The sequence below is a fragment of the Algoriphagus sp. CAU 1675 genome (genome assembly GCF_029222925.1).
In the GTDB taxonomy this organism is placed as follows: domain Bacteria; phylum Bacteroidota; class Bacteroidia; order Cytophagales; family Cyclobacteriaceae; genus Algoriphagus.
Window position 1 is genome coordinate 639,797 of sequence record NZ_JARHUI010000003.1, and the last position, 15,255, is coordinate 655,051.

General features: G+C 39.2%; 11 protein-coding genes. 7 read left to right on the forward strand and 4 right to left on the reverse strand.

Annotation, left to right across the window (positions count from 1 at the left end):
* Nucleotides 1-36 precede the first annotated feature (36 nt).
* Both P2G54_RS09910 and P2G54_RS09915 read left to right on the forward strand, forming a co-directional pair.
* A complete protein-coding gene (locus P2G54_RS09910; protein ID WP_275870639.1) occupies nt 37-1,134 on the forward strand; it encodes an AI-2E family transporter in 1,098 nt (365 codons plus the stop codon).
* Nucleotides 1,121-2,050: a tetratricopeptide repeat protein gene (locus tag P2G54_RS09915; protein ID WP_275870641.1), complete on the forward strand. Its 930-nt coding sequence runs from the start codon at nt 1,121-1,123 to the stop codon at nt 2,048-2,050. The genes P2G54_RS09910 and P2G54_RS09915 overlap by 14 nt, the downstream gene beginning before the upstream one ends.
* Here P2G54_RS09915 and P2G54_RS09920 read toward each other — a convergent pair.
* From P2G54_RS09920 to P2G54_RS09930, 3 genes are all read right to left on the reverse strand, one after another.
* Nucleotides 2,038-4,959 carry an ATP-binding protein gene (locus P2G54_RS09920; protein WP_275870643.1) on the reverse strand — a complete coding sequence of 974 codons (2,922 nt, stop codon included), beginning with the start codon at nt 4,957-4,959 and terminating at the stop codon, nt 2,038-2,040. The genes P2G54_RS09915 and P2G54_RS09920 overlap by 13 nt on opposite strands.
* Before the next feature lie 362 nt (nt 4,960-5,321).
* Nucleotides 5,322-7,583, reverse strand: coding sequence for an aconitate hydratase (locus P2G54_RS09925; RefSeq protein ID WP_275870645.1), 2,262 nt, complete (start codon nt 7,581-7,583; stop codon nt 5,322-5,324).
* Nucleotides 7,584-7,724: 141 nt separating this feature from the next.
* Entirely contained in the window at nt 7,725-9,218 is a 1,494-nt protein-coding gene (locus P2G54_RS09930; protein ID WP_345795469.1) for a TIGR00366 family protein, read from the reverse strand.
* Between P2G54_RS09930 and P2G54_RS09935 the strand changes: the two genes are divergently transcribed.
* The gene (locus P2G54_RS09935; protein ID WP_275870649.1) at nt 9,136-10,902 is read left to right on the forward strand and encodes a histidine kinase N-terminal 7TM domain-containing protein; all 1,767 of its coding nucleotides are present in this window, start codon (nt 9,136-9,138) and stop codon (nt 10,900-10,902) included. The two genes, P2G54_RS09930 and P2G54_RS09935, sit on opposite strands and share 83 nt — an antisense overlap.
* Here P2G54_RS09935 and P2G54_RS09940 read toward each other — a convergent pair.
* Nucleotides 10,899-11,918, reverse strand: a complete 1,020-nt coding sequence (locus P2G54_RS09940; RefSeq protein WP_275870651.1) for an acyl-CoA reductase — start codon at nt 11,916-11,918, stop codon at nt 10,899-10,901. The two genes, P2G54_RS09935 and P2G54_RS09940, sit on opposite strands and share 4 nt — an antisense overlap.
* 128 nt (nt 11,919-12,046) lie before the next feature.
* Here P2G54_RS09940 and P2G54_RS09945 point away from each other — a divergent pair, with 128 nt between their 5' ends.
* From P2G54_RS09945 to ychF, 4 genes are all read left to right on the forward strand, one after another.
* Nucleotides 12,047-12,394, forward strand: coding sequence for a 4Fe-4S binding protein (locus tag P2G54_RS09945; protein ID WP_275870653.1), 348 nt, complete (start codon nt 12,047-12,049; stop codon nt 12,392-12,394).
* A 168-nt stretch (nt 12,395-12,562) separates the two neighbouring features.
* On the forward strand, nt 12,563-12,892 hold the full coding sequence (locus tag P2G54_RS09950) for a DUF3276 family protein (RefSeq protein WP_275870655.1): 330 nt from the start codon (nt 12,563-12,565) through the stop codon (nt 12,890-12,892).
* Nucleotides 12,893-12,973: 81 nt separating this feature from the next.
* Nucleotides 12,974-14,068, forward strand: coding sequence for an AI-2E family transporter (locus P2G54_RS09955; RefSeq protein WP_275870656.1), 1,095 nt, complete (start codon nt 12,974-12,976; stop codon nt 14,066-14,068).
* Nucleotides 14,068-15,165: a redox-regulated ATPase YchF gene (gene ychF / locus P2G54_RS09960; RefSeq protein WP_275870658.1), complete on the forward strand. Its 1,098-nt coding sequence runs from the start codon at nt 14,068-14,070 to the stop codon at nt 15,163-15,165. The genes P2G54_RS09955 and ychF overlap by 1 nt, the downstream gene beginning before the upstream one ends.
* The last annotated feature ends 90 nt before the right edge of the window (nt 15,166-15,255 follow it).

Below are 15,255 nucleotides of genomic sequence, written 5' to 3' on the forward strand. Positions count from 1 at the left end.
AAAGTATCTTCTCGTCAAAACTATTTTCGACAAATCATGCAGCACCAGCATTTTAGCATGCCCGCCTATTTAAAAGCCCTTACAGTGATGGTATTCGTCATTGTACTGGTCTTTTTTTTGATTGTCGGAAAAAGCTTGTTGATCCCCTTATTTCTGGGAGGGTTTTTCGCTATCCTATTTACTCCTTTTTGTATTTGGATGGAAAAACACAAAACCCCCAAAATCTTAGCCGCTGTAATTTCTTTGCTTAGTATGGTCCTACTCGTAGGAGCCATATTTTCCTTCATCATAGGGAATGTCGCAAGTTTCACCAAAGACTTTGACGATGTCTCAGGAAAGGTATTGGGCTATGCAGAGCAGGTGGACCAGTGGTTTCTCGATAATTTCCAAGAAGATCCGGAAATCCGTAAAAAGACCAATTCAGCTTACTTAAAAGGAGTATTGACTGAAAATAGCTCCAGTATTTCAGGTTTTGCATTGAAGACGGTCGGCTCATTATCAGGACTGGTCTTGATTCCGGTCTTTATGTTCTTTTTCTTGGTGTATAGGGAACACCTCACGGAAATGATGGTGATGATTTACCGGGATAGAGATCCTCTTTTGGTAAAAATGAGGATTAGCAGCCTTAGAAAAGTCATTCAAAACTATATTGTGGGAGTCGGAAAAGTGATGGTCATATTGGCTATTCTCAACATTATAGCCTACTCTGCTTTGGGAATAAAGCATGCGATTTTCTTTGGCATATTGGGAGCTATTTTAAACATCATCCCTTACATAGGACCCTTTTTCGGTGTGCTACTTCCTATTATCTATTCCTTCCTAACCAAGGACAGTCTTTTTTACCCAATCGCAGTTTTAGCTTGTTATCAGGTCATTCAGATGCTGGAAGGAAATGTCCTGACTCCAAAAATCGTAGGAGGAAATGTCAACCTAAATGCCTTCATCACGTTTTTGGGCTTAATCATTGGAGGTACGATTTGGGGTGTTGCGGGCATGATTCTGGTAATACCTGCTTTGGCAATTTTAAGAGAAATTTTCGAACTCAGTGAGAATACCAAACCCTTTGCTTTGCTATTGGGAGAAGAGAAAGAGAACAAAAAAACGGATATACAACCCAAGAATGAAGAGAATTAGTATTTGGAGTTTAATGGTGGCAATGATTCTTTTTGCCTGTGATTCCATAGAGGATAAAAAAGGAAGATTTTTGCTCAAAGGAAATGAAAAACTGGAGGAAAATGACCCTAAATCTGCCATCGGATTTTACGAAGAATCCCTAAAACTGGACTCTACCTATGCAGATGCCTATTTCAATAAGGCCATTGCCCAACTCAGAATCAATCAACTGGAAAATGCCATTGCGGATTTCTCCAAAGCCATCCAATATAAAACCGATTATACCGAGGCCTATTTCCAAAGAGGCTTGACCTATTTGGACAATGGGGAATTTTACAAAGCAAGGGAAGATGCCGAGTGGATGAAGGAAAATGCCAAAGAAGATTGGAAAAGTTTCTTTTTAGCAGGCTTGGTGCAGGAGAAGTTCAAGAATTTTGATGAAGCCCTACTAGCCTTTAAGAAGGCCTCCTCTCTGGATCCTGAAAACTCAGACTTGTTAGTAAATCAGGCAACCATCCTTTACTATCAAAAGGACTTGGAAAGTGCAACAGAAACCTTGGTCCAAGCTGAATCCATCAATCCTTTCGAACCCAATTTGCACAATTTGAAATCCATGATTGCTTTCGATCAGGGAAATTATGAACAGGCCTTAGAGTCTGTAGAAAAAGCCATCGACCTGAATAACAGACAAGCTTACTTTTACAACAACAAGGGGCTTTATTTTCTGTATTTGGGAAAAATCGAAGAGGGATTGGATCTCATCAACCAAAGCCTAAGAATGGATCCAAACAATCCTTATGCTTTGAGAAACAAAGGGATTTATTACGTATTAATGGGGGATAAAATTTCTGCAATGCAATACCTTGAAGAACTTCATAATAAATACCCGGATATGGATCTTGTTGAGGAATATTATCAAAAAGCTCAAAAGTTGTGATTCTTATCAAGAATCACTTCTTTAATTTTTTTCAATAGCTCAGCAGCATCGATCGGCTTTGCAACAAAACCATTGAATCCACACTCCTCAATTTTCTCCATGATCTCGAGTTTGGCTGCTGCTGTCAAGGCAATTACCGGCGTATCAGTTAATTTTTTAATTTCTACTGTAGCTTCAAAACCGTCCATTACAGGCATTTGAATATCCATTAAAATACAATCGTAGTTGGATTTCTTCACAGCTTCAACGGCTTCGGCTCCATTGTGAACCCGCTCAAAAGTATATCCCCACTTCTTTATGATTTTTCCCAAAACCAAGGAATTGACATCATTATCCTCCGCCATCAACAAATGAAGTTTGGTCAAATCTTCTGACTTATCGTTTGAAACGGAAAGCTTTTCTTTTTCAACAACCGCCAATTCAAAATCCAAGTCAAAGAAGAATGTACTTCCCTCTCCTTCTGCAGATAATAAACCAATATTACTTCCCATCAAATTGAGAAGTTTACGGGTAATAGACAATCCAAGACCGGTCCCCCCATATTTGGTACTGAAGGTCGGCTTAACTTGGTCAAAATCATTGAATATTTTTTCCTGATTTTCTAGAGCGATACCAATACCGGTATCCTTTACTTCAAAGTATACTTTGACCTTACCATCTTTCTTCTCTTTCAGTTTTACAGTCACATCCACCCTACCTTCGTTGGTAAACTTCAAAGCATTGGTAATCAAGTTGTTTAAAATTTGAGACAATCTGGTTTTATCACCTTTGACCATCAAATCCAAACCGGATGAAAGATGCAATTCAAGTTTGTTCTTACTGTCCCTTGCATGGAATGAAAGACCTTTCAACACTTGGTTTATCAGCTCATCAAGCTGGAATGGGGCTTTCTCTATGGTAAGTTTACCAGCTTCAATTTTCTGGAAATCCAACAGATCATTAATCATAATGATCAAATTATCAACCGCAAAATTGATGGTATTCAAAGTACTTTTCTGGTGTTCGGTTGGTTGCTCCTGTAATAAAGAATAAACGGAACCTGAAATAGCGTTCAAAGGAGTTCTAAGTTCGTGGCTGATCATTGATAGGAAATCAGACTTGATCTGATTCGCCTTTTCCGCTGACTTTCTTGCCTCATCCAACTTAGTTTCAAATTCTTTCTGATTACTGATATCCGCCAGATATCCATACCAAACCATATCCCCGTTAGGAAGTGCCTGAGGCCTAGCAGCCCCCAAAATCCAGCGGTAACCTGTTGGGTCAGACTCATCTTTCACCCTGAATTGACATTGCCAAGGCTCCAGTCTTTTTGCTGAAGCTACGGAAGTCATGATCACTTGGGGAAGGTCAAAAGGATGAACTCTGGAGATTGCAACTGAAATGTCTGAGAATTGCTCGACCTCCTCAACCTTGAGACCCAAAACGGAAGCGATTCCTTTTGAAAGGAATGAGAATGTCATTTTCCCACTTCCATCCAAAACTAACTGATACAAGCCACCTGGAACCTGCTCAGTCAGATTCATTAGGAAATCACTGCTTTCCTCAAGAGTTCGCTCCAGACTGACTTTTTCGGAAATATTTTTAAAAGAAAGACAGACAAACCTTTCACCATCATACTCTATGATTTTGGTTGAAATTTCAAGATTCAACTGCTTACCAAGTGGGCTGATCAGAGTTGTAGAAAATCTGGAAGAGTTTCCGTCTTCATTGGCAGATTCTATCCAATCCTTCCATTGATCGGATTCTTCAAAAATTCCACTGAGATCACTTAAATGCTCAAATTTCTGTTCTTCCTTAACGCCAAATAGTTGTCTGGCTTCCTCATTGCACAGGAATATATCTCCTTTGTTAGAAGTAACCACCATAGCCTCTGGAGCCATGATGATAATATTTTCCAACAACTCTTTTCGCTTCCGAAGAACCTTCTGGGGAGTTTCATCCCATAGCAATCCCAGCCAAGTTTCTGGATATCCCTCCTCTTGGATTTTTTCTGCCTTCAAGGAAAATACTTGTTGAGATGCTTTCAGACTAAGGGAAAATTCTAAAGTATCTTCCTTATTATCAGCGTCGCTTAACTTCGAAAACAGGCTTGCTTTTAGCCATTCAACCTCAACATCCTGATTCGCCAATAATTGGGAGCATGAAGCGTCCAATTCCAACAAACTAGTGTTAGCATCAAATTGCCAGACCCCAACTTTGGTCATATCTGGACCTTTCAACTTCAGTTGTTCGGATTTTTCTGCTAGCTCAATCTTTCTTGCCAAAGCGGAATTGTCTTTGGCTATAATGAAAAACTTATCCTCAGTAAATTGTACGGAACATTCCAAATGCCTGTATTTCCCATCCTTTCCTCTAAACCTACAGGTTAAAAACTCAAGGCGTTCGCTGTCTCCAACAGACCTCCAGATTTTCCTAACTCCCTCCAAATCCCCCTCATGAATAAAGGTGCAAAGAGTGGTATTGATCAATTCTGCCGGCTCATACCCTAAAACCGGCAATGAAGCATGATTCAAATAAGTCAAGTAATCATGTTGCCCAATCGCAATCAAATCCAAATTGGAACGAAAAAACTGCTGGGCTTCCTTTCTGGTTGGAAGTCCATGTGCTTTTATTTCCTTGCCTTTGTAAAAGAGGTAATAATGTGAAGAGTTTTCCTGTGGCAATTCAAGTCTAAAAGAATAATCTTTATCGCCATGGGTTAAAATCAACTCCTCTTTAAAAATATACGCATTGATGTCTAGCCCTAAACCAACTAGGGTTCTGTCCTTTAGGGTAACGCCAATTTGTTCCTCAAATGATTCATTGGCATAAAAAATACTATAGGGGAAAGTATCATCGGCAAGAAAGACAATTTCTGACGACTCATAGATGATCTTTTTGAACGTACTATTTATGCCTCTCTCTTGCATTTAGACTGAATTCACGTACAGTTTTTAGGCGCTCTACTACGAAGATTTTATTACTTCTTGAATTAACAAGCGTAAACATACAGCAATTTGTATTTCATAGCAAGTATTTTACTTTTCAAATAATAAAAAATGTTGTAAAAATTTATAAAAACCCTGAAATCAGCTTCTGAGGGCAGAGAAAATGGTTAGTATTAATAACGTCAATAAGTTAAAAAGGTGACACAGCTGAAAAAAATTCCATTTTTCAATTCCCTTAGTCAGGAAAAAACCAGTCTTATACTTTCATTCAAAACCCAGCAAAAACAAAAAAACCGCAACCTATTGAAGTTGCGGTTTCAAACATATTATTCCAGAGTAGAGAATTAGATTCCCGCTTTAATCAAGTTTAGTGCAGAACCTGCCTTGAACCATTCGATTTGTCCTTCATTGTAAGTATGGTTGACATCAAAACTATCAGAGCTTCCATCAGCATGGTTAAGGACCACTTTCAAAGGCTTACCTGGAGCAAATTCAGTCAAACCAAGGATATCGATTGAGTCATTTTCCTGAACCAAATCATAATCCGCAGGATTTGCAAAGGTCAAGGCCAACATACCTTGCTTTTTAAGGTTTGTTTCATGAATTCTGGCAAATGATTTTACCAAAATAGCACGAACACCCAAGAATCTAGGCTCCATAGCTGCGTGCTCACGGGAAGATCCTTCTCCATAGTTTTCGTCTCCAACTACAATGGTTCCGATACCCTCCTTCTTATATACTCTTTGAGTCGCAGGAACTTCACCATACTCACCTGTGAGTTGGTTTTTCACCTTATTGGTTTCATCATTGAACGCATTGACAGCTCCAATCAACATGTTATTTGAGATGTTATCCAAATGACCTCTAAATCTCAACCAAGGACCTGCCATGGAAATATGGTCAGTAGTACATTTTCCTTTTGCTTTGATAAGAAGCTTCAAACCTTTCAGGTCAGTGCCTTCCCATGCAGGGAATGACTCAAGCAATTGCAAACGGTCCGATTTTGGATCAACGATTACTTCAACTTTGGATCCATCCTCAGCTGGAGCCTGATAACCGGCATCTTCAACTGCAAAGCCTTTGGTTGGAAGTTCCAATCCTTTTGGCTCATCCAATTTTACAGATTGTCCTTCCTCATTGACAAGAGAATCTGTCAATGGATTGAAGGTAAGGTCTCCAGCAATAGCCAAGGCTGTAACAATTTCAGGAGAAGCAACAAAAGCATGGGTATTAGGATTTCCGTCAGCACGCTTTGCAAAGTTTCTGTTGAAGGAAGTGATAATAGAGTTTTTCTCCTGCTTCTCAGCACCGTGCCTTGCCCACTGACCAATACAAGGACCACAGGCATTAGCCAAAACAATTCCTCCCATTTTCCCGAAGGTGTCCAAAAATCCGTCTCTATCAACAGTATAACGAACTTGCTCTGACCCTGGAGTGATTGTATATTCTGATTTGGCAATCAATTTTTTATCTACAGCTTGCTGAGCCAAAGATGCAGCTCTTGAAATATCCTCATAGGATGAATTGGTACAAGATCCAATCAAACCAACTTCCAATTTCGCTGGCCATCCATTTTCCTTAACTGCAGCAGCGAATTTGGAGATAGGCCAAGCCAAATCAGGAGTGAAAGGACCATTTACATGTGGTTCCAATTCTGAAAGGTTTATTTCAATTACCTGATCAAAATATTTTTCAGGATTTGCATACACTTCTTCATCACCGGTGAGATGCTCTGCAATACCATTGGCTAATTCGGCAATATCCGCTCTTCCTGTGCCTTGGAGGTAAGCAGCAGATTTCTCATCGTATCCAAAAATGGAAGTTGTTGCTCCGATTTCAGCACCCATATTACAAATGGTACCTTTTCCGGTAGCAGAAAGGGATCTAGCTCCTTCACCAAAGTATTCCACAACAGCACCAGTTCCACCTTTTACGGTCAAAATTCCGGCAACTTTCAAGATTACGTCCTTGGCAGAGGTCCAACCGGACATTTTCCCGGTAAGCTTAACCCCAATTAGTTTAGGGAATTTTAGCTCCCATGGAAGACCAGCCATCACGTCACAAGCATCAGCACCACCAACACCGATGGCGATCATACCCAGACCACCCGCATTTGGCGTGTGGGAATCCGTTCCGATCATCATTCCACCAGGGAAAGCATAATTCTCAAGAACTACTTGGTGAATAATCCCTGCTCCTGGTTTCCAGAAACCAATTCCATATTTATTGGATACAGATGCAAGGAAATCATAAACCTCACGGTTTTTATTTTTGGCTTTATTTAGGTCTTTTTCGGCACCCACCTCAGCTTGAATCAAGTGATCACAGTGTACAGTGGACGGTACTGCTACCTTGTCCTTTCCGGCCTGCATAAACTGCAAAAGTGCCATCTGAGCAGTGGCATCCTGCATAGCAACTCGGTCAGGTTGAAAGTCTACATAAGACTTCCCTCTTTCAAAAGCCTGACTAGCAGCTCCTTCAGTGAGATGTGAATAAAGAATTTTTTCTGTCAAGGTAAGTGGACGACCTACAGCACTACGAGCAGCAGCGATGCGCTCAGGATAGCGGCCATATACTTTCTTGATCATTTCAATATCAAAAGCCATTGTATAGGATATTTAGGTGGATAAAAGGTTCAAAATTCGGTGCAAATATAGAAACTTAGGCCGTAAATCGGTAACCAAATAAAATCTCTAACCCCCTATTCATCATTATTTAAAACCATTTTACATGGTGAGCGCTCTGTATTAAAATAAAAAATAAACCGAAAGTAGCAGGTAAGAAAAACCGGATATAAATAACCACCCACAATACTTTAATAACTGTCTGGCTTTTATACCGGTAATTGCAAGTAAGGGCAAAGCCCAAAAAGGCTGCAAAAGATTGCTGATCTGATCTCCATAAGAAAATATCATCACCATCTTCCCTGAAGAAAGACTTAAAGTTTCCGATGCCTTCATAAGAATTGGCCCCTGCACAGCCCACTGCCCACCACCTGAAGGAACTAGCAAATTGACAAAAGCAGAAGAAATCAGGGTTAATACTGGAAGTGTGGTCGAACTGGTAGTTGAAATAAAATATCCTGAGATTTCCGCCAATAAACTCGAATGCGTAACCAGGCCCATTATCCCGGCATAAAATGGAAACTGAATGAATATATCCACAGAACTTTTTATCCCTTCAGAAGTGGCCTCCGTGAACTGCTTTAGGCTTCGATAGGCTATGAGAGTGAGAGCAAAAAGAAAAAAATTGACAAGATTGAGATTGAAAAAACCAAGACCAAAACCTGTATTTTCAAATATTTTCAGAAAAACAATTCCCATCATTATTACTCCTGCGATTCTAGCTAGGTAACTCCCTTCCCCTGGGGGCACAGGCCTCAAAGGATGTGAATAAACAGGTTTTTCCACTTTTTCTTTTTTATAGCTAAGAAGAAGAAGGGTTAGGATAAAAACCAAGATCAATCCTCCCGTAAGCATGAAATTCCACCTTGTAAAGAGCGTTTCTGAAACCGGTATTACACCGATTTCGGACTCCAAGAAATGTCCCTTTTCCGCAACTTTCAAAGGAGCCGATCCAGATAATCCCCCATGCCAAATTGCCATACCCAAATAACCTGCTGAGGCAATTAACACGGGGTTTGACTCAACCCCTTTTTCTTCTAGGGCCAGATATACAAACCTTGCCAATAAAGCCCCTACCACTAGTCCAAAACCCCAATTTATCAATCCGGCCATCATGGTAATTAAGCCTGTAAATAGAATAGCCTGAAGTGAATTGGAAGGAATCCTGGACAATTTTCTCAAAATTGAATGAAAAGGCTTATAGATTGCCAAAGCGTAACCAAAAACCAGAATCATCATCATCTGAAGGGTAAAGTCCATCAACCCAAAAAATCCATTCTGCCAAAAATTCAAGACTTGTATTGTTTTGTCTAAAAAATTTTTTGTTGGGTCGGATTCAGTAAAATATGCCAAAACCATACATAAAACCGTGAGAAACAGAACTATCCCAAAGGGAGATATTTCAAATATTCTTTTATTTTTAGCACTCAAGACAACGAAACTTTTTTTTAGTTTGAATTTATAAATTATTATTAATGTTAATTTAATCGCAAGCTTCAAGTTTTTAAGCCAATACTTGAATTCATCCAATTGAATGGAGTTAGTCTTTAACCCTTTTTCAGTCACCCTTATAGCAACTAGCCTTCTGGTTGGAGGGCTTTCTCTTTTCATTGCCATCCGGTTGAAAGGATCTACGAGATGGGTGGCGCTCACTATGCTCTTTGCGACAATTTGGGGATTTTTTTATGGATTTGAACTGGCAAGTTCCACTTTGGAACAAATGCTTTTTTGGATCAAATTAGAATATTTGGGAATCTCATTTTTTGGTGCTTTTTGGCTGATTTTCACTTTAAAATATACAGGGCACAAATCCTTGAATGGCTTTACTCTTCCGCTGCTTATCTTACTGATCCCCACCATCACATTGATCTTGGTTTGGACAAATGATTTGCATCACCTTCATTATACGAATACAGAACTCATCAACCAGGGGACTTTCCCTCTCCTTAAAATAACTAAGGGGCCTTGGTATCTCGTCCATACGGTATATTCCTATGCAGCATTCTTAATTGGCACATTTGTTCTTTGGAAAAGATTCAGGTTTGCGGATCCTCTATACCTCAACCAAACCAAGTTGCTCATAGCAGCCGGTCTTTTTCCATTGATCTTTAATATCTTTTACCAATTTGGTATTATTCAACCCTTGGGAGGAATTGACCTCACTCCCTATGCATTTTTATTTACTTATCTGATCATTTCTTTTGCCATCCTGAAATTCAACCTATTCAGCATCAAGCCGATTGCTCAAAATAAAATCATGGAAATCATTACCAGAGGAGTATTGGTTTTTGATTCTCACAACCAACTGATTGATTTCAACCCAGCAGCCAAAAACTTTTTTAGTACTAATACCAAATGTAAAGTAGGTATCAGTGCCAAGTCACTTTTTAAAAATAAAAGAGAAGAACTTCTAGAATTACTTCAAAACAGAGAACAAAAAACCATTACAATCCATACTAAGGGAGAGGCCAACAACTCGACAGTTCAAGTAGAATCCATCCCAATTCTGGACAAGAACTCCATTTTCAATGGGATGCTACTACTTTTTGAAGACATTACAGAACAAGTACAAACCAATGAAAGATTAATAAAACAAGCTGAGGACCTTCAGCAATTGAATGAGCTGAAGGATAAATTTTTCAGCATCATTTCACATGATTTAAAGGGTCCCGTTTTTGGAGTGAAGGAACTCATTCATATGACCCAAACGGGCATGGTCAGCAAAGATGAATTTTTGGAAATGCTTCCTGAAGTTTCCAAAAACATGGAACAGGTAGCCATACTTTTGGAAAACTTGTTAGCTTGGGCGAGCAGCCAACTCCGTGGCGAAGTCATCGACCCAACCCCATTTGACATCATGGAGGTTTTGAATCAACAAAAGAATCTCCTGAGTAGAATTGCCCTGGAAAAGAAGATTCTGATTGATTTAAAACCGCAAGAGAGAATTCTAGTCTATGCGGACAAGAATATGATCGATTTGGTCCTCCGAAATCTGATCAGTAATGCCATAAAGTTTTCCAAATCGGGTGATAAGGTTGAATTATCCGCTGAACTTATCGGAAATCAGGTCAAAATTTGTGTCAAAGACAAGGGCATGGGGATTTCCTCAGAAAACCTGCAAAAACTTTCCCAAGGAGTTTCATTTACCACAAGGGGACTGAACAATGAAAGCGGAACGGGACTTGGCCTAATTTTGGTGCGGGAATATATCCGAAAAAACAAAGGAAGTATGGATATCAAGTCAGAAATAGGAATGGGGACCACCTTTTGTGTTTTCCTTCCAAAAGCCACCTCAAATTAATTTTCTAGATTTCCAAGAAAGCGGAGTGTGTCAACTCCATCTGCATAATCCCAGGGATCAGGCATTTGGGCTTTGCCAAAAGGGACTGCATTTTTCCAGCCATCATTCTCTGTCACTATACACTGGATTTTATCCTGAAGCCTTTCTAGCTTCACCTTGAGATCTTTTTCATCCGAATAAAACTCGTAAAACAGGACTGAAATAGGTGATACTAATTCAGTACTTTCTTTTAGAATCAAAAACCCATTATCCAAGTGCTTTTCGCTGTTGACCAGATAAATGGATTTATTGTATTCGTAATTGTTATGGTACTTATGGTGATCTGCCAGTTTTGAGAAGGACTGAAGGGAATCAAGCAGTTGCGTGAGTTGACCCGGACTTTTCACGTAGACCTTGGAAACATTTCTGCAGCCTAATCCAAAATATTTAAAGATGTCTTCACCAAGTTTTTGAAGTTGTTCCTGATTCTCATTTCCATTCAAAATGGCAACTGAGGTTCGGTTTTGTCGGATTAGATGAGGATACTTGCCAAAGTAATAATTAAAATACCTGGCAGAGTTATCGCTTCCAGTAGCGATGTATGCATCTTTGTTTTTCAACATTTCTGAGATTTCAATCAGCCCTGAAAAACCAGGTTCAATCTCAATGAGCTGATTGATGAGCCATTTCATCAATACCTCATCAGCGGAACTCAATTTAGCGCTGATTTTATTACCGCTAAGAAGTACTGCCATCAAATCGTGAAAGCCAACTGCGGGGATGTTTCCTGCCATTAGTACGCCGATATCCTTGGTTTTTTTGGGCTCATCAAGTTGATAAGCGGAAAGCCAATGGCGCAAAATTTCTTCCTGAAGCATATGCGCTATTCCTTCAAATGAAGAAGAACAACTCTCGAAGGTGAACCAATTATTTTTATTACCAGCTCTCCAAAAAAGATCCTCTTTTTCATACTGATCCATCCCCTCGATCTTTTTCCCCAGCTCAATAAAGGCCTGAATTCTTTTCTCTAAGTCCATACGACCACAAATTTACCTAAAATGAATAGAAGCTGAGAAAGAATTATTTTAAATTAGTTAGTATGACAACTTTTTTTCTTGTCAGAATGTGGGAAGCTTCTTACTTTTGAAAACAAATAGTTTGAGTTATGGCGATAATGATTACCGATGAATGCATCAATTGTGGTGCATGCGAACCAGAATGTCCAAATACCGCTATCTACGAAGGCGGAGTTGAGTGGACTTGGGGAGGTGGGACCTCCTTAAAAGAAGTGACACTTGAGGACGGAACCGTGGTAAGTGCCACTGAAAAGCAAGAGCCTTTTTCTGATGAATTCTATTATATCGTAACTGAAAAGTGTACGGAATGTAATGGTTTTCACGAAGAACCTCAATGTGCTGCAGTTTGTCCTGTTGATTGCTGCGTAGATGATCCGGATCACAGGGAAACAGAAGAAGAACTATTGGCTAAAAAAGCCTTTTTACATGGTGAATAAAAAATGGTGGATTGTCCACCATTTTTTATTCATTGCGAATTTGAACACGCTCAGCCTTCTATTTTTACCATTCATTGAAAAAAGTGGCTGTTCTGTTTGAAATGTAAAAACAAATTATGCTACTTTAATTCCAAAATTTAACCCCAGCACATTAAACTAATACGCATTGTGGAAGAAAGAAGAGGATATGATAGAGATGAAATTTTCTCTAAAAAAGTAAAAGCAGGTAAAAGAACTTATTTTTTTGACATCAAGTCAACCCGTTCTAATGATTACTACCTTACCATCACAGAGAGTAAGCGTAAAGTAAACGGAGACAACTTCTCATACGAAAAGCACAAAATCTTCTTATACAAAGAAGATTTCTTCAAATTTGTGGAAGCTCTGAATGAAACAGTTGACCATGTCAAAAACGAATTGATGCCTGACTTTGACTTCGAGCAATTTGAAGTAGAGGATTCAGAAAGTGAGTTTGATGATGAACTCAAGTGGGAATAGAATTTCCCTCAACTTATGTTCATTAGAACTGGTAAATAGTATATTAGAGGAGGCAGAACTGCCTCCTTTTATATTATCATCATGCAGCGGTTTTTTATTTATTTAATTCTTTTCATTGCAGCCTTCCTGCTGTTTGGATGGTATTTTTCAAATGTGACCACCTACTTGGTCCTTTCAATGATTTTAGCTGCATTGCTGAGACCTTTGACCAATCGTTTAAACGGATTTCATCTCCTTGGACAACACATACCTCGCTGGTCAGCGATCCTTATATCCTACTCTCTGATTGTTCTATTAATAATTTCGCTTAGCTTCTTGTTTTTCCCCTTAATCAACAATCAAATAATTATCCTGAGTAATTTGGATTTCAATGCAATCTATGAACAGATCAAAACACCCGTTGCGAAGGTTGAAGATTACCTCTTTCAATATAGGTTGTTGGAATCCAGATCCGGTTACCTTTTGGAACAAATCAAAATTTCTATTCTGGATACCATTGCACAGATCAACTTTGGCAATTTTTTGGGACAAGTAATTAATGCGACGAGCAGTTTCTTTATAGGGTTGTTGGCAGTTGGTTTTATTACTTTTTTTCTTTTGCTCGAAAATGGGCTATTGAGAAGAAACCTTTTGAATATTATCCCAAACGCATATTTTGAACTCTCTGTGGCAACTTTTTCTAAAGTTGAAAAGCTGCTATCCAATTACTTATCAGGCTTGTTGATTCAAATGCTGGCTATTTTTTCATTGGCAAGTTTGGGACTCACCATTGTAGGAGTAGAATATGCTTTGACTATTGGCTTATTTGCGGCTGTAGCCAATCTCATTCCCTATGCCGGCCCTATTTTGGGGGCAGCATTTGGAATTATTGTGGGAATTTCCACGGGCGATTATGCACAAGGGCAAGAGTTGAACTATTTCCTTTTCAAAATTTTGGCTGTTTTTGGAGTTGTACAGATAACGGATAATATTATTCTTCAACCCATGATTTTTTCGAAATCCGTAAAAGCGCATCCCCTTGAGATTTTTGTTATTATCTTTGCCGGTGCAAAAATCGCCGGTATTCTGGGAATGATTTTCGCCATTCCGGTTTATACTATTTTCAGGGTTTCTATTATGGAATTTAGAAAGGGGTATAAATCCTATAAAATCTTTAAAATAAAATCTACAAATTAATGGCCTTACAATGCGGCATTGTAGGACTTCCCAATGTGGGAAAATCCACTTTGTTCAATGCACTTTCAAGTGCAAAAGCTGAAGCAGCAAATTTTCCTTTTTGTACCATTGAACCCAATGTTGGTGTCGTAACAGTTCCTGACAAAAGACTGCAGATTCTCGAAAGTCTGGTCAATCCCCAGCGGGTTTTACCGACTGTGATCGAGTTTGTGGATATCGCAGGATTGGTCAAGGGTGCAAGTAAAGGCGAAGGGCTTGGGAACAAATTTCTTGCAAACATCCGAGAGGTGGATGCCATCATTCATGTAGTCAGATGCTTTGAAGATGATAATATTGTCCATGTGGCCGGAAGTGTTGATCCTATCTTTGACAAGGAAGTCATTGACACCGAACTTCAGTTGAAAGACCTGGAATCTATCGATAAAAAAATCCAGAGAATAGAAAAAATAGCCAAATCAGGAGATGCAAAAGCCAAAAAGGAACTTGAAACCCTAAACAAGTTTAAAGAAGGTTTGACTTCAGGTTTGAATGCCCGTGCGGTTGATGTTGAAAAAGAGGATCTAGAAGCAGTAAGAGATCTGCATCTCCTTACAATCAAACCTGTACTTTATGTGGCCAATGTGGATGAATCCAGCATATTGGAAGGCAATAAATATGTAGATCAGCTTCGCGAAAAAGTCAAAGAGGAAAATGCTGAGGTAATTGTATTGTGCGCAGCTATTGAATCTCAAATCGCAGAATTCGAAGATATCGAAGAAAAAGAATTATTTCTCGGAGAATATGGGCTCGAAGAAAGTGGCTTGAACAGGTTGATTTCCGGAGCCTATGCCCTACTGGACTTAATCACTTATTTTACAGCTGGTGTACAGGAAGTACGAGCCTGGACCATCAAAAAAGGATGGAAAGCTCCCCAAGCTGCGGGGGTAATACACTCTGACTTTGAGCGTGGTTTTATCAAAGCTGAAGTCATCAAACTGGAAGACTATCAAAAGTTCAAAACTGAGGCCGGTTGTAGAGAAAATGGGAAAATTGCAATTGAAGGAAAAGAATATGTCGTAAAAGACGGTGATATCATGCATTTTCGATTCAACGTTTAGTGATATTCTAAAAAAAGTGATAATTTTGACCTGCTTATCCACCCTAAATACGTTAAAGCATTTTAGTTAATCATTGTCTCATTTATTTTT